Raw genomic sequence first — 20,432 nt, forward strand, 5'->3', positions numbered from 1 at the left:
GCATCAAATCGATAGAAGCTAACGAAATGATAGATATGAACTATCAATATGACGCAAGCATCGGTTTACAAGGCTGTGCCGAACCCCGGTGCGGCTAGTGCAATGCGGCAAGCGGCGTATGAGGTGCCCTGAATTGTGCGCTGCACAGGAGGCCGCCCCAGAGATGGCCGGTGTCAGGCCGGTGGGTCGAACAGATCGCCCTGAGCAGAAGGCAGGCGGGGTGGGGTGAACAGTGAGCACTCCATATCATCGAAGGGCTGAAATCCGAGCTCGCGATAGGCGCGCTGAAAGCGCTGCTCGATCAGATCGGCAAACGGGCCGCTGCCACGCATGCGGATACCAAAGCTGGGGTTGTAGTCCTTGCCATGGTGCATCTGCTGGATAAGGCTGATCGCGTGCCGGGCGCGATCGGGGTAGTGCAGCTCCAGCCACTCGCGCCACAGGGCCTTGAGTTCGTTCGGTAGGCGGAGCAGCACGTAGCCGACGTTGCCGGCCCCGGCCTCACGTACTTGCTTGAGGATGCGTTCGATCTCGGCGTCGTTGAGGGTGGGAATCACCGGCGCCAGCAACACACCGACTTCCACGCCGGACTGGGCCAGTCGCTCGATGGTTTTCAGTCGGGCGTGCGGGGCGGCCGCACGTGGTTCCAGCCGGGCAGAAAGCCGGTTGTCGAGGGTGGTCACCGAGAGATACACCCGGGCCAGACGCTGGCGGGCCATCTCATTCAGCAGGTCGAGATCACGCAGCACCAGAGCGCTCTTGGTCACGATGATGGTCGGATGCCGCGCTTCTGCCAATACTTCGAGCAGTTGCCGGCTCAGCAGCAGCGTCTTCTCAACTGGCTGATAGGCATCGGTATTGATGCCAAGTGCGATCGGCTCGGCTTGATAGCCAGATTTGGCCAGTTCCTTGCGCAAGAGCGCGGGCGCATTGGTCTTGGCGATCAATCGGCTCTCGAAATCCAAGCCGGGTGATAAGCCCAGATAGCTGTGGGTTGGCCGGGCAAAACAATACACGCAGCCGTGTTCACAGCCGCGATAGGGATTGATCGAACGTGAGAAGCCGACATCCGGCGACTGGTTGTAGGTGATGATCGAGCGCGCCGACTCTTCGCTGATTTCGGTTTCCAGCCTGGTGGCCGCGAACTCCTCTTGATCGGGAATGTCCCATCCGTCGGATTCCGATTCCACGGTCCGCGTGTCGAAACGCCCGGCCAGTTGCGAGGCTGCGCCGCGCCCTTTGATGGGCTGCTTGGGAGACTGGTCGCTCATGAAAACAAAGTGTAGCGGCTCGAGGGCGAGCCGCTAGCCGCGCAATCGCGCTGGCGGGGGAAATGGAGTTAGCCCGGATGTCCGGGTTAGCGCTTTTGACTCATCGCCACGCTGCCGACAATCAGGCCACCGGCCACGGCCATGGTCCAGGTCACCGGCTCGCCAAGCAGCAGCCAAGCCCAGAACACGCCGAACAGCGGCACGACATAGGTGACGATAACCGCGCGCGAGGCGCCAACCCGCTTGATCAACTGATAGAACATGACAAACGCAATGCCGGTGCAAAGCACGCCGAGCAGGGCGGCGGAGAACCAGGCGTAGGTCGATGGCGAAGATTCCGGCCAATGAGTCACGGCCAGCGGCATCACCAGCAGCGCAGCGCACCCCAGTGTGGAGGCGGCCACCGCGGCGGGCGGCGTGCCAGTCAGGTACTTGCGCACCATATTGGCGCCGAAGCCATATAGCAATGCCGCGAGGGTGCCTGCTGCAACGGCCCAGCCGACGCTGGCGCCGGCGACCTTGGCGCTGGCCAGCACCAGCACGCCAACAAAGCCCACCACCAGGGCGATGCCGCGGCGGGTGCCGATGCGCTCGCCAAAGAAGGCGCTGGCGACCAGGGCGGTGAACAACACGGTCATGGCATTGCAGATCGCGCCGATTCCGGCCGGTGCGCGTTCCGCTGCCCAGGCAAACAGAATGAACGGCACCGCCGAATTGATCGCGCCAATCAGCGCCAGTATCGGCCAGCGATTGAGCGGGAAGTGTTGGCGTTCGCGCCACAGGAACGGCAGCAGGACCAGGGCACCCAGACCCAGGCGCATTTCCACCAGGGCGAACGGGCCGAACTCCGGGGCAGATACACGCATGAACATGAAGGAAGCGCCCCAGATCGCGCCGAGGATGGTCAGTTCGATCGGCGTTCGCCAATCGCGGCTGCTCTCTACAGGGAGTTCCGTTGCCAGGACTTGCGGGTTGCTCATTGCGCTCACCATTGAATAGCAGCAGACCGAATTCTGCTCTGTTGCGACGTTCCGGACTGGCCATTTTCGGCCATCGGCCCGAACTGCAGCAGACTGCGAAGCAAGGCTCGGGTGGGCCCGTATTCGCCCGCAGCGGCATCCAGCCGGGCAGCAGATTTGCCAACCTCTCCATTGTCGGCTTGTCAGAACTACCCGCAAGCGCGTAGTTTTTTGGGGAGACACAAATTTCATTTGAGGCTTGGCATGAGTCTGCGTCCTGATTGGCTGCCGGCCCTTGCAGCGTTCGAAGCGGCTGCCCGACAACAGAACTTCGCCCGTGCGGCCGAGGAGTTGCACCTCACGGCAAGCGCGGTCAGCCACCATGTGCGCAGGCTGGAGGCCCGACTCGGCGTGGCCTTGTTTCAACGGCATGCCCGCGGCGTATCGCTGACCGCAGAAGGCCGGCAATTGGCCGATGCCGCCAGCGACGCGTTTACCGATGTCGAGGCCGCGTTGCAGGGCGTGCGCCAGCGGCGCGAGCGCGAGCAGACTCTGCGCATCACCACCTTGCATTCGTTGGCGCACACTTGGTTATTGCCGCGCTTGTCGGGTTTCACCGCCCAGTTCCCCTACCTGGGCCTGGTGATCGACACCGAGCCTGCCTTGACGCGCTTTGATGATGGCGGGCCAGACCTGGGCATTCGTCATGGTCCTGGTCAATGGCCCGGCCTGGTGTCGCGTTATCTAATGCCGGATCGACTATTTGCCGTTGCCAGCCCTGCGCGGGTGGCAGCGGAGCAAACTCGCCAGCCCGCCGATGTGCTCAAGCTGCCCTTGATTGCCGATCTGGCACGCCAAGGCTGGTCCGATTGGTGCCGCCAGGCGCGCCTGACCCTGCCTGCGCGAGCGCCGAGCTACACCTTCAGCGACAGCACCGATGCCCTGGAGGCGGCCGCGCTGGGTCTGGGGGCCACCCTGGCACGCGAAAGCATAGTCACTCCATGGATCGATCAGGGCCGGTTGCAGCGCTTGCCGGGCCCCATGCTGGAGGCGCGCTGGAGCTACTACGTGGTCTACCCGCAGCATCGGCGGCTGTCACCCGTAGCGGAACGATTTGTTGAGTGGCTTATCAGCGAGACCCGCCCATCTTCCTCAGGGAAGGTCTGAACACAACCATTCCCGGATTACGCGGGACTGCGTCCCGATCTCGCCCAAGTGGGCCCACCACTTGGGCTCGTCGCGCCTTGCACTCGACGCAAAGTCCTCGGTGATCATCCGCGCCCCCTCATGAAATATCCGGGTTAGTTCGTCGCGGCCGATGTCATTCATCTTGTCTTCGCATTGCTGAATAGGCCGTGGTTCGGTGTGGATTTGCGCACTCTCGGTTCAGCTTTCCGCGCGCATGCTGCAGTCACCTGAAGTTCGCCTGGTAACGCGAGGTGTCCCCATGAATCGAGCTTTCTCAACTGCATTCGCTGCCTTGCTGTGCGCCGTGAGCGCGGATGCCATGGCCGCCGGTCAATGGAGTGAGAGTCGCGACGAGGCGCGCAGCGAGCGCAGTCGTCAGGCCGACTATGGTGAGCGCAGCAGAGACCGCAATCGTGGTCGCTCGCAGCAGCAAGATCGGGCCGAGCAGGGTGGCTGGAATGCGCCCTCCCGCAGCGCTGATCGCTACAGCGGTAGCCGCAGCTCAGGCCCGAGCGGTTTTCAGGGGGTAGCGGTCGAGCCGCGGGCTGACACTCGCCGTCATAATGGGGGCGGCAATTCCAATCGCGATCACTCCGGGCGTGGTCATGACAGCGATTGGCGGCGCGACCACGGCCGCGACAATCGTTACGGCCGCAGCGACCAGCGTGGTCGTGGTGACCACGATCGCTATGATGGTCGACGCGACTATCGCAGCGATCATCGCAATGACTATCGACACGACTACGATCGCGGACGTCACGACAATAAACACTATCGCTACAGCAATCACCGCAGCGATTGGCGTCACTCAGACTGGCGACGCCACTGGAGCCATGGTTGGAGCGGCACGCGCTATCGCGCACCGGTTCGCTATTACTATCCAAGCGGCTATCACCGCAGCCATTGGCGCATCGGCTACAACCTGCCGCTGGCATTCCTGATTTCAAGCTACTACGTCGACTACGGCTACTACGGCCTTGCCGCTCCGCCGTACGGTTGCCGCTGGTTGCGGGTCGATGGCGATCTGCTGCTGGTTGAGTTGGCCAGTGGCGCGATCGTCGACGTGCTGTACGACTTCTACTATTGAGTCGGTGGCTTGACGCTTGAACATCTCGTTCAAGGTCAAGCCCTGAGAGCATCTCGTGAGAGGGTGCGCCAAGGCGCACCCTATGGTTAAGGCGGTATTCGCGTGCTCGCCGGGCCCCGGCCCGGAAGCGCTGTCGTACTTGACAGACGAAGGGCCCGGCAACCGCCAAAGCGCCTTTGCCGTACTGCCGCCGCCGACCCAACCGCCGCCGCGCTCGTCGTCCCTGCGAAAGCCGTACGACTGTGGGCACTGGTCATCAGGCGCGTAGCTTCCAGCCGCTGCGGAAGATCCACCAGACCGCCAGCAGACAGGCAGCAAAGAACAGCAGAATCATGCTGGCGCTGATCACCGGATCAACGTCGGCACTGCCGTAGAAGCTCCAGCGCATGCCCGAGATCAGATACACGATCGGATTGAACAGCGAGATGGTCTGCCACACCGGCGGCAGCATGTGGATCGAGTAGAACGCGCCGCCGAGAAAGGTCAGCGGCGTCATGATCATCAGCGGGATGATCTGCAGCTTCTGCCAATCGTTGGCCCAAAGTCCAATCACGAAGCCGAACAGGCTGAAGCTCGCTGCAGTCATCAGCAGAAAGAACAGCATCCAGCCGGGGTGGGCAATCTCGTACGGAACGAAAAAGCGCGCGGTGATCATGATCAGAGCGCCGATCATCAGCGACTTGGTGGTGGCCGCACCGACGTAGCCGAGCACCACCTCCAGCACCGACACCGGGGCCGACAGCAGCTCATAGATGGTGCCTGACCATTTCGGCATGTAGATGCCAAAGCTGGCGTTGGAGATGCTCTCATTGAGCAAGGACAGCATGATCAGCCCGGGAATGATGAAGGCGGCGTAGCTCACCCCATCGACCTCGCCCATGCGCGAACCGATTGCCGCGCCGAACACGATGAAATACAGCGAGGTTGTCAATACCGGCGACAGCAGGCTCTCGCCGATGGTGCGGAAGGTGCGCGCCATTTCGAAGCGATAGATGGCCTGGATCGCATACAGGTTCATCGCTGCGCCCTCACCAGGTCGACAAAGATGTCTTCCAGCGATGACTCGCGCGAATGCAGGTCGCGAAACGCGATGCCCTGTTCTTGCAGACGTCTGAGCAAGCCGGCGATGCCGGTGCGCTCATCCTGCGAATCAAAGGTGTAGATCAGGCGTTCGCCACCGGTATCGAGCTCCAGCGGCAGGTCGGCCAGGCTGTCGGGCATCGATTCGAGCGCATCTTGCAGGCTCAGAAGTAGCTGCTTCTTGCCTAGCTTGCGCATTAGGATGTGCTTGTCCTCCACCACCAGCAGTTCGCCATGGTTGATGACGCCGATGCGGTCGGCCATCTGTTCGGCCTCTTCGATGTAGTGGGTGGTGAGGATGATGGTGACACCACGCTGGCGCAGCTTGGCCACCATCTGCCACATGTCGCGCCGCAGTTCGACATCGACCCCGGCGGTGGGCTCGTCTAGGAACAGGATATCCGGCTCGTGCGCCAGCGCCTTGGCAATCAGAACACGGCGTTTCATCCCGCCGGAAAGCTGCATGATCTTGCTATGGCGCTTGTCCCACAGCGAAAGGTCGCGCAGCACCTGTTCGAGGTGCGCTGGATTGGGCGGTTTGCCGAACAGGCCACGGGAGAATCGCAGGGTGGCCCACACCGTTTCAAAGGTGTCGGTGGAGAGTTCCTGCGGCACCAGGCCTATCTTGCTGCGCGCCTGGCGGTAATCGCGGACCACGTCGAAGCCATCGGCCAAGACCTGTCCGCTGCTGGGGCGCACGATGCCGCAGACGATGCCGATGAGGGTGGTCTTGCCGGCGCCATTGGGGCCAAGCAGGGCAAAGATCTCGCCACGACGGATGCTGAGATTGATCCGCTTCAGCGCTTCGAAGCCGCTGTCATAGGTCTTGCAAAGGTCGTGGATGGCGATCGCGGGGCGTTCGGCGTCAGTCATAGGTCAACAGTGTGGGATGGTGTGCGCAGCGCTCACCAGCGGATATGGTCGAGCGTGGTCTGCCGAGGATACACCGCCACCTCTCCGTTTTCGCTGAGCATCCAGATGCGGTGCTCAGCGTCATGGGCCAGCTGGCGAATTCGATTGCTGAATAGACCCTCTCGCGTACTCAGCCTGCCCCAGCGTCCAGCGTCACGAATGCTGACACCGGGTTCGCGTGAGCCGTGGGCAAACCACCAATAGCGCGCGGCATCGACGGCAACGAAGCTGGCGAAGCGATTGGGAGCATTCTCCAGCCGGTGTGCGATGTTCTGCCCGTCAATCCACAGGGCGCTGCCGTTGCCAGCGGCCACGATGCCTTCGGGGATGGCGGCCAGGGCCTGCGCGCTCCAGGCGGTCGGGATTTCCTGCGCCAGCTGCAGATGCTGCCATTGTCCGTTTTCGAAGCGATGCAAGGTGCTGCCGGCGTAGCGATTCTTGTCGGCCTGCCAGCGTGGCTGGCTGGCCACCCAGATCCGACCGTAGTCATCCTCGATCAGATCGTTGATGGCATTGTCCGGGCCCCACTGTCCATCCTGGCCGTAGTGATGCCAGCGCTTGCCGTCGTGGTGGTAGAGGCCGAGTTGTCGGGTGCTGATCCAGACATCACCGTTCACCGCCAGCCACAGCAAGGGGCCGGGCGATGAGGTTGGCAGGGGGGTGGGTGGAGCCAGAACACGCATGTTCATCGGCGCGGCTGCCGCGGGCCCTTGTGGTAGCCAAAGCTGCAGCTGCCATTGTCGGCGCAGCACCGCCGTTCGGGCCGCATCGCAGGGCGAGCCGCAGTGAATCTGGCCCTGATGCCCATTGCCGTCTACCCGCAACAAGGCACCATCGCTGCTGCGGCGGGCGAACAGTGGGGCATTGTGTTGTGCTGTCTGCCAGGGATTCGGGCAAACCTGTCGACCCCCAAAGAACACGTGCAGTTGGCCATCGGCGTGCTCCTGCGCCACCTGCCCGCTGCTCGGGCGCTTAGCCAGGACTTCACGTGCGGCGGTGCAGGCATCCTCGAAGGTCGTTCCCGGCATCGGCGGCGGTGACTTCAGTCGAACAATCTGTTCAGCGGCGGCAGCGGCATCGATCACCGCTACCGGGGTTCCCGCCAGCCACAGGCGTTCGCGCTTATCGATCAGCAGCCCGCGTGCCTCATCTTCTGGCAGGCCCTCGGCGTGGCTCCAGGTATGCCAGCGCTGACCATCGTGGAAGCGCAGTCCCAGCCCGCTCACGCTGGTGAACAGGCCGTGCTCGGTCAGTGCGGCGCCCGTCAAGCCAGGCTGCTCCAGACTTAGCTGATGATTTGGACTGCCTGCATGAACTCTCAGCCGCTGGTCGCTGAGTTCGATCAGGGTGGGGGTTTGCGTTGCGGCCACCTGTTCAACCGACCAGCCCTGGCCGTGGCGAATCACTCGCTGCAATCGATCGCCAAGCAGCAGGTACATGGCCTGGTCCTGTCCGAGCGCCAAGCGCGGCGGTATCGGCCCTTGCACCGGCAGTGCTATCCAGGCCGATTGGGTGGTTTCCCAGTACCCCAGAAAGCTGTTCGGCAGCGGATGGCAGCTCAGCCAGACAAACCCCTCGTGGGCCATCAGCTGTCCGCTGCCGCACCCCGGCGGTGCTTCGATCGCTTGCCATCCCTGCATGTCCAGACGTGCGATCTGGCCGGCGCGCCCCAGCACCCAAAGCTCGCTGCCCAACAGTGCAAAATCGGTAAGGCCGGTGTTGTCCAGGTGACCCAAGGTAGCCGAGTTCGGTAGTCGCAACTCAGTCACATGTTCAGGATCACCGCCGACGAAGACCGCCCAATGGTTGAACCAAAGGGCCCAGATGTTGCCGCAGGGGTCTTCCTTCAGCCGCTCGCCACCCGCCGCGGCCAGTTGCCAGCTGTCGAAGGTGGGCAACTCCAAGCTCAGCGGAGTGCGTTGCCTGCCCATGGGTGTCAGGCAGCCGTTGAGTAGACGCAGTGGGGCAGGGCGGGCCGCGGTCTGGGTCTGCAGGCCGGGTGCCAGGGCCGATGCTGGTCTGCGTTTCTGTGCAGCGTCGACCGGCGAATGATCCAGAGTTGGCATCCACGCCAGCCACAGGGCCAGCAGAGCAAGACCAGCCAAGGCGAGCACCACCCGAGCGCGTTCCACTGCCATGCAGACCCTCCCGTGCAGCGCCCAGGTTAGCAGTGTTCGGCTGTGCTGGCTGGCCGCTGCAGAGCAACTGCGGCGAGCAGCCTGAAGGGCATCGAGTCATGGCGCTGATTCGGGAGTAAACTTGAGTCACTACGCGTGGAGATTGGCCATGAAGCTACGCCACGTCTATCTCGCCGACTCGATGGAGTCGGCCAAGCGCTGCGTGCAAGCAGCACAGGCGCTGGGCTGGTCGGAAGACCGGATCGCCCTGGTAGCCAGCGCCGACACCCCGCTGGATCAGATTCCCGATGATCTGAAGGAAGGTTCGTCCACCGACTTTATGCCGGCCACCGTTCGCGGTGCACTGGGCGGCGGTGCGGTGGGCCTGGCGGCTGGTTTGGTGGGGGCGGTGATACCGGCCATCGGCATCACCTTGGCCGGTGCCGGGTTGATGGCCGTGGCTGGCGCTGCGGTCGGCACCTGGTCATCGGCCCTGGTTGGTGCCTCGGTACCCAACGAAGTGCATCGCAGGTTTGAAGACAAGGTGGCCGACGGCCATGTGCTGGTGGTGCTCGACGCCGAGGAGAAGCACGTCGAGCAGCTCGATAGAACGATGGCCGAGCAGGGTGCCAAAAGGTTTGACTACGAGGTGCCCAGCCTGATGACCTAGCGGGAGTGGGCCGCAGAATACGGCTTCGCGCAATCGAAATGTTATGAGCGAATGAGTGCGGCCTTAAACCCCGTCGTTGGCGTTCAGGGTCAGTTCGGCCAGCTCTTCTTTCGACTTGTCGTTCCATTTTTGCAAGTACTTCACTCGCTTGTCGGTGATGCTCGCCTGGTTTTCTTCGAACCAAGCTTGGGCATCAGGGCCGATCTCGACGCGGGTGGTCTTCTTCATCCATTTCTTGAAATCCGCGGAATGCAGGTTGTACTTCGCAGCGGCGTCGTTGCGGATAGGCAGCAACGAGAAACGTGCCTTCCACGCGCCCGGTCGTGGGCTGATCAACACGTAGTAGGTCTTGCCGGCTTCCACCTCGGCTTCGAGGAAGTCTGCGTTTTCAGCGATCACCATGAAGCGGTGCTGGCCCGGTTCAACTTCGGTAGCTATGCGGGTCTTGTTCGACACAATGCCGAGAAATTCCTGAAAATCACCTTCCACCTGATAGATCGACGACTGGATGGCGGAGCCGACAAAGCTGCTGCGCAAGAACACTACCAAGGCTTTGCCGGCTGCGGGTTGCGGCGATTGCTCGGCGCTCTCAAGCATCTTCTTGGAGCGTGCATCGGCGCTGCCGACGGCCAAGGTCAGCAGGGCAAGGAACAACACGAGGGAACGAACAGCGACTTTCACGCGATGTCTACTCACTGGAAGGGGAGCGCAGCGTAGCCGTAGCCGCCGTGCAAATCCAGCGCTGACCAAACGGCGACTGCCGTTTATCGCGTAAATACTACCGTCCGTCATGCGACGCGCGGGCGCATGTGACGAACAGCACAGCTAAATACTTGTTTGCGCGGCGTGAAGGCGTTGATACATAGCTGAACCCCAGCTTGCGGATAAATGAATTTGACATTAATGTCCCGGGGCTAATCGCGCCGACACTGTCGTGGCGCGTCCATTGCTGACCCTCCGGGTCGGCGAACAACACCATGGAGTCATCGTGACCAATCGCCGAAACATTCGGCGCAAGGCCCTTGTGCTTGCGCTTTCCACCCTGGTATCCGCCCCGTTTGCCGGCTCGGCTTTGGCTGAGGTTTCGAGCAAACACGCTGCGACTGCCAAAGCCGAAGGGCTGCAGCCGTACTACGTGCGCTACAAGGGCGCCAGCTCAGCGCAGAAGGATTTGACGGCGACGGCGATTGCTGAGCAGATCAGCAGCCTGGGTGGCCAGATCACCCATCGCTTCTCCAACCCGCGATTGGTGTCGGTGATGCTGTCGGATCAGGCGGCTCTGGCTCTGCGCGGCTCCAACGATGTCGAGCTGGTGGAGCGCGTGCCGGAGCACAAGCTGCTGGCCCAGGTCACGCCGTGGAATGTCGATCAGTTCCAGGCCCGCGATATCTGGGACAAGGATCGCAACGGCGAGGTCGATCCAGGTGCACCGGACGGCACAGGCATCAAGGTTTGCATCATCGATACCGGCTTTTACGCCCCGCACGATGATTTCCAGGGCATCACCGTCGATGGCCACTCGCAGATCTCTGGCGAGCAATGGAGCGAAGACGGCAATGGCCACGGTACCCACGTGGCGGGCACCGTCAATGCGATGAACAACGACGTCGGCGTGGTCGGCGTGTTGCCGGGCAAGGCCGAACTGTTCATCGTCAAGATCTTCAACAATAGCGGTGTGTGGAGTTCGGGCGAATCCGATCTGGCCGCGGCGGCAGAAACGTGCCGCGACAATGGCGCCAACGTGATCAGCATGAGCCTGGGTGGCCCAAGCAGCTCGGTGGAACGCGATGTGTTCCAGGATCTGTACGATAACGATGGCATTCTGCATGTTGCCGCGGCAGGTAACGATGGCGATAACAGCGCCAGCTATCCGGCGGGCTATCCGTCCGTGGTGTCGGTGGCGGCGATCGATCAGGCCGAAGTGGCGGCCGATTTCACCCAGTACCCGCCGACCGCCAACGATCCGAACAGCCCGCCCGCCAACAGCGAGTGGGATGTGGTCGAGCTGGCCGGCGGTGGCGTCAATGTGCTGTCGACCTGGCCGGGCCCGCCGCACGGCGGCGTTCCTGCGTATCTGGTCAATGTCGGCGGCAGCGAGTTCTCGGCCAACGGCATTGAAGGCGCGGGCGCCGGCACGGTCAGCGCTGAACTGGTGTCGGGCGGACTCTGCGCCACCGGAACTGGCCAGCCGAGCTGGTCGGGCAAGGTAGTGATTTGTGAGCGTGGCACGGTGTCGTTCGCTGAGAAGGTCAATACCGTCAAGGACGCCGGCGGTGTCGCGGCACTGCTGTACAACAACGCGGCTGGAAACTTCTCTGGCACCTGCAACAGCCAATGCACCACGCCGTTGATTCCGGCGCTATCGCTGAGTCAGGCCGACGGCCAGAACCTGGTGGCCAATCATATTGGTGCCGCGACCACGGTGACCGCCGACGACGGCTCCAGCTGCACCGATTGCATCGGTGGCTACAACAGCATCAGCGGCACCTCGATGGCCACGCCTGGCGTCGCTGCCGGCATGAGCTTTATCTGGAACGCCTGTGGCGGTCCGGCCGAGGTGACCAACAAGGAACTGCGCCTGTTGTTGCGTGATAGTGCCAAGGACCTGAGCGGGCAGCAGCCCGGCGGTCCGGCCTATGGCGCCGGCTGGGATCCGTCCACCGGCTGGGGTCTGGTGCAGTTGGCAGATGCATTGGAGCTGGGCAACCAGCGTTTTGGTTCGTCCTGCGCGATCGGCCTCGGCGTCAGCCCGGGCTTGACCGAAATTTGCTCGGCCAGCGCCAGCTCGCTGCCGTTCACGCTGACCCTGGGCGATGTCTTCACCGGCACCGCCAACCTGTCGGCCACCAACCTGCCGGCCGGCACCAGCGGCAACTTCAGCGTCAATCCGGTCATTCACCCGGTCAAACAAAGCGTGTACACCCTGAGTGGCCTCAACGGTCTGGCCGGTGGTTTGTATTCGGTTGACTTTGAAGCCGTGGATGCCGCCGATGCGGGCAATCGCGCCAGCGGTTCGGTGAATCTCAGTGTGTTTGCTGCCGCGCCGGCTGCCATCACCCTCGGAGCCCCGGCCAACAATGCCACCGATCAGTCGCTGCGTCCGACCCTGAGCTGGACCGCCAGCAGCGGCGCCAGCACGTACACGGTGGAAGTGTCGACCAGCAGTGACTTCAGCAGCATCCTGGCGACCGCGACCGTAAACGGCACCAGCTACACCTTGCCGAGCGAGCTGAACCCGTCCACCACCTACTACTGGCGCGTGCGTGCGGCCAATATTTGCGGTAGCGGGGCCAATTCGCAGGTGCGATCGTTCACTACCGGCGTGTTCTATTGCGCCACCCCGGGTGCGGCGATTCCGGACAACACCCCGGCCGGCCTGAACAGCACGATCACGGTGCCCAGCGGTGCGGCGTTGACCGATCTGGATGTTCGCTTGCGTGCTACCCACACCTGGTCCAATGACCTCACGGTCACCCTGACCAAGGTCGGTTCGGGCACCACCATTCGCTTGCTGGAAGAGCCGACCACCAGTGCCGGCGGCGGTTGCAATGGTGACAACCCGAATCTGATCTTCGATGACGCTGCTGCTTCGGCTGCCAACAACAGCTGCGTCAATGCCAACCCGGGCTGGACCGCTGGCGGCCGCTTCCGTCCGGTTGATGCTCTGACTGCGTTCAACGGCACCAGCCTGGCGGGCGATTGGACCCTGAACGTGGCTGACAATGCCGGTCTCGACACCGGTACCCTGGATGAGTGGTGCCTGATGCCGGCCGTCTCCGGCGGTCCGAGCAACCAGGCTCCGATCATCAAGGCGCCGATGAGCAACCGCAGCGTGCAGATGGGCGCTTCGGCCAGCTGGGATGCCGCAGCCGCGTTCGAAGATCCGGATGGCGACGACCTGCAGTACAGCATGACCGGCGCACCCGGCTCGCTGAGCATCGACGCCGATACCGGCATGATCACCGGCACCCTGCTTGAGGCCGAGATCAGCGCAACGCCCTACGTCATCGAAGTGACTGCCACCGACACCGGCGCCATGTCGGTCACCACCAGCTTCGAGCTGGTCGTGACTACCGTGAACGATCTCGTGTTCTGGGGCGGTTTCGAAGACTGATCTTCAGCGTCATAGCGTGATCAAGACCCCGGCATCGGCAACGATGCCGGGTTTTTTTTGCGCCTGTTGCACGTCCGCATCGCGTCCGGGCAAGGTGAGGGTGAACTGCCTCGGTCCGAACCGAGGGGAGTACACCTGTCCTGCTAGCCGCGGCCGGGCGATGCCCCAAGATCCCGATTGGACGGTAGTCTTCTATCGCACGCCTCGGGGTCCGAATAGGGGTTTGGGAGGCTCGGTCGTTCAGGAGTGGGCGCATTCATGCAATTGGGGTCACGTGGACGGCGGGGGATGCCTCGCACGCCTGAGTTTGTAGATCCGAATGTTGAGGCGCAACGACGCTCTCAACGAACTGGCGAAGCGGCTGCTCGAGCGCAAGCCGCGGAACACCGTGAGCGATCAGCCGGGCTCACGCACCTACACGGCGGCGGGCAGTACCGCGAGTATGCGCGGCTGGACGCTGAACTATGGGGCCAACGGGCGCCTGATGGACGCCAAAAAATCGCAGACGCAGGCGTTGTACACCTACAACGGTCGCGGCGAGCGTGTGCGCAAGCTTGTGGGTAGCAAGTACTTCACCCAGACCGATGCCAAGTTCACCTACGATGAGGCCGGCCGTCTGTTGGCCGAGTTTGATGCGCGCACCAACCGTTGGCGTTGGTACGTATGGATGGACGATTTGCCGGTGGGCGTGGTGGATCAAAGCGTTGTTGTCGGCGGGGCCAACAAGCTGCGCTATGTCTACAGCGACCACCTCGGCACCCCGCGTGCGGTTAAAGAGCCCGCCACCGGTACCGTGCTGTGGCGCTGGACGCTGGAAGGCAGCGCATTTGGATCGCATTTGCCGACGAGCGCGTCTGATAGTGAGGGCGTGAGGTTTGACTTGAACTTGCGGTATCCGGGGCAGTACTACGATTCGGAATCGGGGCTGCATTACAACTACTTCCGGGATTACGACCCCTCAACAGGTAGGTACATCGAGAGTGATCCGATTGGGTTGAGGGGCGGAGTCAACACATACGGATATGTCGGCGGCAGCCCGCTTGTCTATGTTGACAGGAACGGGTTGTATCGTGGATTGATGAACGAGTACCAGCCGGCACTGAATCTCTGTCGTCTATTTGGAATCAATTGTGATAAGCCACGTGGCCCGCCCACCGCGAACTATCACGGCGCAGAGGGCCACTTTTTTGCCGGGGGCGGGTTCACAGCAGTAAATTGTGTTGACGAATGCGGAAACGAAAGAACTTTTCGCTACTTCAAGGTTTGTTTCGGAGCTGCTGCTGGGGCCAGCGTGAGTGGTGGGTTGGTCACCAAAATGAGCGGCAAAAACTGTCGAAGCGACAACTTACGCAGGCTGGTTCTTTGAGGTGGGCGGTTCTTATGGCCCGGCTTCGGCTGGTGTTGATATTGGTTATACATCGTCAGGGAGCCTATCAGGGGTGAATGAGGGGTCACTCGGTGCTGGGCTCGGCGCTCAATTTAATGCGAGCTGGTGCTACTACTTCGAACTCCAGTGAAGCGACGAACCACATCAATTCTTCAGTTGATTTTGGCTTCCCTTTGTGGTGCTTGGGTTTGGTATTGGCTCCCACGTTTCGCCAGTGAACCAATCGCGAACCTGAGCAGAAGCCAACTCACAACTGAAGTGCCCAGTTGGGCGAAGTCCTTTTATGTCAGCCACAGTACGGTGGGATTCTCACGGCACCTTTCACCATCTGAAGATGCACTGACCTATGTATTTGCTGCAGCTGTGTTTGTTGTCCTGCTTGCTGGGTTCTTGCTTCTCTTGTATCCCGGGCGGCGCACCGCGCGTACGGCGGGCAAATCCTCGTAGGGTGGGCCCTGGCCCACCGGCTCTACGCTGAAACGTGGTGGTGTGTCTGGATGGCGGGCCGGGGCCCGCCCTACCGCGATGTTGTCTGACGGGGCGGTGCGGGTTTGTCTGATGGCGGGTGGTGGTGGGGTAGGTGATGCTGGGGCATGCCGAACTATCGTCGTGTTTGGGTGCCTGGGGGCACTTACTTCTTCACCGTCACGCTGTTGGAGCGTCGTCTGCGTATTCCACGCCATGCCGGTCGCAGACTCCATGGCATGCCGGTCAGTGATTCCACGCCAAGCCGGTCACCGATTCCACGGCATGCCGGTCGGGGTGTAGGCGGGTAACCCGCTACCGTCGGATCTCCTCGGACACCGCGCGTACGGCGGGCAAATCCTCGTAGGGTGGGCCCTGGCCCACCGGCTTCACGCTGAAACGTGGTGGTGTGTCTGAATGGCGGGCCGGGGCCCGCCCTACCGTGATGTTGTCTGACGGCTTGGTGCGGGTTTGTCTGATGGCGGGTGGCTGTGGGGTAGGGCATGCCGAACTATCGTCGTGTTTGGGTGCCTGGGGGCACTTACTTCTTCACCGTCACACTGTTGGAGCGTCGTCGGCGTTTGCTGGTGGACGAGGTGGATCGGTTGCGTTGGGCGTTTGCTCGCACCTGTGCTCGGTTGCCGTTTGCAATGGTTGCGATCGTCGTTTTGCCGGACCATCTACATTGCGTGTGGCGGTTGCCGGAGGCTGACGCTGACAACGGCGCGCGATGGCAAATGATCAAGTCGCTGTTTTCCCGCGGCATCGAGCGGGATGAACGTCGATCGGCGCGGCGCACGGCCAAACGCGAACGCGGCATTTGGCAACGCCGCTACTGGGAACACCTGATTCGAGATGAAGGCGACCTTATCCGTCACGTCGACTACATTCACTACAACCCGGTCAAACACGGTTACGTATCGGCTGTGCGCGACTGGCCGTGGTCGAGTTTTCATCGCTGGGTGCGCGAAGGAAGCCTGGCAAGTGATTGGGGGTCGCGGCCGTTGCCTGACGCTTTCAGTCAAGAATTCGGCGAGCGATCGTAGGGCGGGCCCTGGCCCGCCAACGTCCCGGTGAAACATCCCGTTGTGGGAGGTGCCGTAGGGGGCAGATATCGAAACCTAGGCGTGCGGTAAGGCAATGCGGCGGGCCGGGGCCCGCCCTACACGTCAACGTGTCGTGTAGGTGGCTGCAGCGAAACGTCTCGTTGGGGGAGGTGGGTCGGCGGTTGCAACATTCGAAGCCGGGGCGAACGGAAAGGCAATGCGGCGGGTCAGCGGCCGTACGGCGTTCAAATCCCCGTAAGGTTGGGCCTTGGCCCACCGGTTCCACGCTGAAACGTGGTGGTGTGTCTGGATGGCGGGCCGGGGCCCGCCCTACCGTCAATGCTTCCTGCATGAACCCGGTGAAATGTCGCGTTGGGTTAGTTAGGTGCTGTTGGTGGTTGGAGAATCGAAACCGAGGCGTGCGGAATCGCTGTGCGGCGGGCCAGGGCCCGCCCTACACTTGTAGCCTATGCGTGTGGAGTTGCTGGTAGATCGGTTGGCACTGCGCGGCAACGTCGGCGGCGAGGCCGGTGAGGGTGGGGCGGCGTTCTGGATGGGGTTTGCCGAAGCCGGTGGACTTCCACACGGCGTGATACCAGTGCGGTGCCCATACGCCGTCGCTGTCGCGTGGGCCGGCGGGCCAGCTCAGCATTTTCTCGCTGAACGGTATGTTCAGGTGGGAGCAGATGGCGCGTAGATGGGCTTCGGGGGCGGCTAGAAAATCACCGGAGTCGATCACCAGCGGCGCGCTGCCGGTCACCCGTTCCAGGTGCTGAAACAAGGCCAGCTGCTGCGGCAGGCCGATTTCTTCTGCCGACACGGTGTCGCGGGTTCGCAGATACGAGGCCACCACCTCATGCGGGTCGCGGATCAGCAGGATGTTGTTTAACCTATCGATCCACTCAAGGCTGATATCGGGCAGCAGGTGATGGCACATGTGCTTTTGATACCAGATCGGGCTGCCGTGGGGCGCGGGGCCGGTGAGCAAGTCGACCACCTGGCGCCAATCTGGGTTGCCGGCGGCGATCACCTCATCGCGTGCAGGATGCTCGGCGCCGGTGGCGGCGAGATAGTGAGCGTACAGTGGCTCGTCGACCACTTCGCAGTCGTCGCGGTTTTCCCAGGCGCGCATCATGGCGGTGGAAATGTTGCGCGGGCCCGACCACATGGCAACCCTCAGGGTGGCGCTCATGCAGCGCCCCGCTGCTTAACATCTCGTTGAACCAGATCGCGATATCCCTGCTGCAGTCGCGCAATCATCGCCCGCCCTGCAGGCGTGGCCGAGCCCAGCTGGCGACCGTCCACCGCGCACACCGGCACCAGGCCAGCAAAGGTGCCGGTGACGAAGGCCTCGTCGGCGCCGTACACGTCGGTCAGGCTGAAGCGCTTTTCAAACGCCGGAATGCCAAGCTCACGGCAGGCGGTCAGCACCTTGCTGCGGGTGATGCCGCCGAGGCAGTACTCGCCGCTTGAGGTCCAGACTTCGCCGCGTCGTACGATAAAAAAGTGAGTCGAGTTGCAGGTGGCGACAAAGCCGTGCGGATCGAGCATCAGCGCCTCGTCGGCACCGGCGGTGTAGGCCTGGATGCAGGCGGTGATGCAGTTGAGTTTGCTGTGGCTGTTGAGCTTGGGATCCTGCACGTCGGGGTAGCCCCGCCTCACGTGCACGGTAAACAGGCGCAGGCCGGTCTCCAGAGTGGCGGGCAGGGGCGTCTTGTACTCGGGCAGGATCACCACGGTCGCCGGGCCAACGCACACCCGCGGATCCTGGTACGGCGTGCGTTTCAGGCCGCGGGTGACCATCAGGCGAATATGCACGCCGTCCTGCATCTGATTGCTGCTCAGCGTTTGATAGATGGCGTCGGTCAGCGCTTCACGCGTGAGCCCGATGTTAAGCAGCAGGGCGCGCGCGCCTTCGTAGAGTCGATCGAGGTGCTCATCGAGAAACACCGGATGTCCGCCGACCACGCGTAGGCCCTCCCACACGCCGTCGCCCAGCACAAAGCCGCTGTCGAGCACCGAGACGGTGGCCTGCTCGCGTGGCTTGAGTTCGCCGTTAAGCCAGACCTGGATGGCCGCGTTGCGCGGGTCATCGACATAATCGTGCGTGCCATGCGTCATCGAGTGCCTCCGAAGCAATCCAGCCGCGAGGCGCGGCCGTCGGGAATGATCCCATTGTTGCGCCGGCTGTTGCACCCTCGGCTGGCTGCGCGAGTTGAGCTAGCGGTTCGTAAGGGCTTGTCTCCCCCTACCCAGGAACCTCGCTATGCGAGGCCCCTGGGCAGGAAAAGATCGGCTCCCCAACCCCACCCCGGCCCTCCCCGAACATCGGGGAGGGAGTTCCGGGGCACCAGCCGGCGCGCGTTGTCAGTGCGCATCGATCTCTCCCGCGAGGGGAGAGGGGAGCGCACAGTTAACTAAGCCCAGGTGCGAGCGGAAATGGTGCGGCCGACTGGGCCCTGGCAGCAGGGGGAGCGCGCGGCGAACAAAGCCCCTCTCCCCTCGCGGGAGCGGGGTTGGGTAGAGGGGGAACCCAATCCTGGCCGATTGCTGCCTGCCCGCAACAAGGTGTCACACCTATCGCGGGCGCTGAGGATCAGAACTGATAGCCAACGCCCAGGTTGATCCGATCATCGCCATCGCCTCCATTGGGCAGGCTCTGGAACTGATAGTCGGCCTTCAACACTACGTTTGGATGCGGCCAGAAGTTGACCCCGACATCAGTCTGCTGGAACTCACTGTCGATTCGATCGCCGGCACGGTTGTCCCATTCGTTGTAGCGCGCAAACACGCCCCAGTGCTTGTTGAACTGGTACGAGGGTTCGATGAAGTATCCCTTCTGCACGTCGGCACCCAGCGAGCGCGGGCCGGCACCGTCTAGATTCCAGCGTGCCCAGAGCGCTTTCAGGCCGAAACCATTCACGTTCCAAATGGCGTGGGCACTCCACAGGTCGGCGCCACCGGCGAGCGGATCCTGGCTTTGGGTGATGTCTTCCTGACGCTGATAGTTGGCCGCCAACTGCAGACCCGGAATCGGCAGGTAACGCAGACGGAAGGTGTAGGCGAGGTCATCGGCCAGTGCTTCCGCGACCTTCTGTCGGCCATTGCGAACAGCGTAGTTCGAGCTTGCTGAAGTGGCCAGACCAGAGTGCACGGCGGCATCCCAACGCAGGCTGGGGCTGAACTCGCCGCTTAGCGAGGCGCCGGCTTCCCACCAGGTGGTGGGGATGATGCGGCTTTCGATCGGGTTGCGTTCCACGCCGTAGAAGGTCGGTGGCTCGTGCACTTCGTTGAGCATGCCGATCGGCAGCAGGAACAGGCCGGCTTTGGTGCGCAGCGAGGAATTGATATCGAACTCGATATAGGCCTGTTCAAGCTCGACCTCGCCCGGGGCGCCGTCGCCAGCCAGTGAATGCTCAAGTTCAAGCTCGGTGTTCAGCCGAACGCGGTCGCTGAACTGATGGCCGAAGAACAGCACGAAGCGATGAAAATCGATCTGGTCGGCATCGCCGCCGTTGTAGTGCAGTTCGCCGTAGCCGCCGATCTGAGTGTTCTCGGCCCATTCCGATTTGCTTGGCGGTCGGTCGAGAATTTCCTGCACCGAGGCGTCGGTCTCAGCAATCAGCTGCTCATTGGCGACCAGCTTCTGCTCGGTGGCCTGCGACTGCTGCTCTTGCTTGGCGACGTTCTGCTGAGTGGATTGCAGCTGTTGCTTCAGCGCTTCGATCTCGGCCTGCTGCTTCTGCACCAGCTGCCACAGCTCTTCCATCGAGGGGGTGTTGGCGGCGCCGGCCTGGGCGCAGGCCAGCAGGGCGGCGATGCCGCAGGCCAAGGGCAAACGATTCATCGGCTTCATCTCCAGGGTGCTTGTGTAAAGCGAATTGCAAACGCGAACGGTTTGCATCCGTGAATGTTAACGATTCGCAAATGTGCGATCAAGCACTCCCGCGTGACCAAGCCGGCGTGGCGCTCGGCGTCACTCCCGGGGATCTGTGCAGCGGGCTGCCTTGAATCTAACCCGGATATTTCATGAGGTCGCGCCGAAAGATCCGGCAATTCCAAGCGGGGCGAGAGTTTCGACCGATGGTGTTGAGATAACAGAGTGTTCGCGATCTTTCGGCGCTGGCACGGCCCTC

Annotated in this window: 15 protein-coding genes; 6 read left to right on the plus strand and 9 right to left on the minus strand. The window is 62.4% G+C overall.

Annotated elements, in window-relative coordinates:
* Positions 1-173: 173 nt before the first annotated feature.
* Positions 174-1,271, minus strand: a complete 1,098-nt coding sequence (locus IFO71_RS13375) for a PA0069 family radical SAM protein (protein WP_192030147.1) — start codon at positions 1,269-1,271, stop codon at positions 174-176.
* A gap of 86 nt (positions 1,272-1,357) precedes the next feature.
* Complete coding sequence (locus tag IFO71_RS13380) at positions 1,358-2,260, minus strand: DMT family transporter (protein ID WP_425502895.1); 903 nt, start codon at positions 2,258-2,260, stop codon at positions 1,358-1,360.
* Positions 2,261-2,494: 234 nt separating this feature from the next.
* Between IFO71_RS13380 and IFO71_RS13385 the strand changes: the two genes are divergently transcribed.
* A complete protein-coding gene (locus IFO71_RS13385; protein ID WP_192030149.1) occupies positions 2,495-3,397 on the plus strand; it encodes a LysR substrate-binding domain-containing protein in 903 nt (300 codons plus the stop codon).
* Between the two features lie 280 nt (positions 3,398-3,677).
* Entirely contained in the window at positions 3,678-4,505 is an 828-nt protein-coding gene (locus IFO71_RS13390; protein ID WP_192030150.1) for an RcnB family protein, read from the plus strand.
* 256 nt (positions 4,506-4,761) lie between these two features.
* On the opposite strand, the gene IFO71_RS13395 is transcribed toward IFO71_RS13390, so the two are convergent.
* Genes IFO71_RS13395 through IFO71_RS13405 form a run of 3 tightly spaced genes read right to left on the minus strand, consistent with a single transcriptional unit; the run spans position 4,762 to position 8,635 of the window.
* Entirely contained in the window at positions 4,762-5,523 is a 762-nt protein-coding gene (locus IFO71_RS13395; protein WP_192030151.1) for an ABC transporter permease, read from the minus strand.
* On the minus strand, positions 5,520-6,458 hold the full coding sequence (locus IFO71_RS13400) for an ABC transporter ATP-binding protein (protein ID WP_192030152.1): 939 nt from the start codon (positions 6,456-6,458) through the stop codon (positions 5,520-5,522). Before IFO71_RS13400 ends, IFO71_RS13395 begins: the two co-directional genes overlap by 4 nt.
* 32 nt (positions 6,459-6,490) lie before the next feature.
* Entirely contained in the window at positions 6,491-8,635 is a 2,145-nt protein-coding gene (locus tag IFO71_RS13405; protein ID WP_192030153.1) for a two-component regulator propeller domain-containing protein, read from the minus strand.
* Positions 8,636-8,783: 148 nt separating this feature from the next.
* Here IFO71_RS13405 and IFO71_RS13410 point away from each other — a divergent pair, with 148 nt between their 5' ends.
* Positions 8,784-9,284, plus strand: a complete 501-nt coding sequence (locus tag IFO71_RS13410) for a hypothetical protein (protein WP_192030154.1) — start codon at positions 8,784-8,786, stop codon at positions 9,282-9,284.
* A 63-nt stretch (positions 9,285-9,347) separates the two neighbouring features.
* On the opposite strand, the gene IFO71_RS13415 is transcribed toward IFO71_RS13410, so the two are convergent.
* Positions 9,348-9,965, minus strand: a complete 618-nt coding sequence (locus IFO71_RS13415) for a hypothetical protein (protein WP_192030155.1) — start codon at positions 9,963-9,965, stop codon at positions 9,348-9,350.
* 307 nt (positions 9,966-10,272) lie between these two features.
* Here IFO71_RS13415 and IFO71_RS13420 point away from each other — a divergent pair, with 307 nt between their 5' ends.
* The 3 genes from IFO71_RS13420 to IFO71_RS13435 all read left to right on the plus strand — a co-directional run bounded on the left by IFO71_RS13420 (position 10,273) and on the right by IFO71_RS13435 (position 16,296).
* Positions 10,273-13,398: a S8 family serine peptidase gene (locus tag IFO71_RS13420; protein WP_192030156.1), complete on the plus strand. Its 3,126-nt coding sequence runs from the start codon at positions 10,273-10,275 to the stop codon at positions 13,396-13,398.
* Positions 13,399-13,717: 319 nt separating this feature from the next.
* Positions 13,718-14,764, plus strand: a complete 1,047-nt coding sequence (locus IFO71_RS13425) for an RHS repeat-associated core domain-containing protein (protein WP_192030157.1) — start codon at positions 13,718-13,720, stop codon at positions 14,762-14,764.
* Between the two features lie 989 nt (positions 14,765-15,753).
* Complete coding sequence (locus IFO71_RS13435; protein ID WP_192030158.1) at positions 15,754-16,296, plus strand: REP-associated tyrosine transposase; 543 nt, start codon at positions 15,754-15,756, stop codon at positions 16,294-16,296.
* A 454-nt stretch (positions 16,297-16,750) separates the two neighbouring features.
* On the opposite strand, the gene IFO71_RS13440 is transcribed toward IFO71_RS13435, so the two are convergent.
* The 3 genes from IFO71_RS13440 to IFO71_RS13450 all read right to left on the minus strand — a co-directional run bounded on the left by IFO71_RS13440 (position 16,751) and on the right by IFO71_RS13450 (position 20,143).
* Positions 16,751-17,488 carry a sulfotransferase-like domain-containing protein gene (locus IFO71_RS13440; protein ID WP_192030159.1) on the minus strand — a complete coding sequence of 246 codons (738 nt, stop codon included), beginning with the start codon at positions 17,486-17,488 and terminating at the stop codon, positions 16,751-16,753.
* Positions 17,485-18,417, minus strand: coding sequence for an aminotransferase class IV (locus tag IFO71_RS13445; protein WP_192030160.1), 933 nt, complete (start codon positions 18,415-18,417; stop codon positions 17,485-17,487). The genes IFO71_RS13440 and IFO71_RS13445 overlap by 4 nt, the downstream gene beginning before the upstream one ends.
* 475 nt (positions 18,418-18,892) lie before the next feature.
* Positions 18,893-20,143, minus strand: coding sequence for a porin (locus tag IFO71_RS13450; RefSeq protein WP_192030161.1), 1,251 nt, complete (start codon positions 20,141-20,143; stop codon positions 18,893-18,895).
* Between the last annotated feature and the right edge of the window lie 289 nt (positions 20,144-20,432).

The organism is Pseudomarimonas arenosa, from assembly GCF_014841215.1.
Taxonomy (GTDB): Bacteria; Pseudomonadota; Gammaproteobacteria; order Xanthomonadales; family Xanthomonadaceae; genus Pseudomarimonas; species Pseudomarimonas arenosa.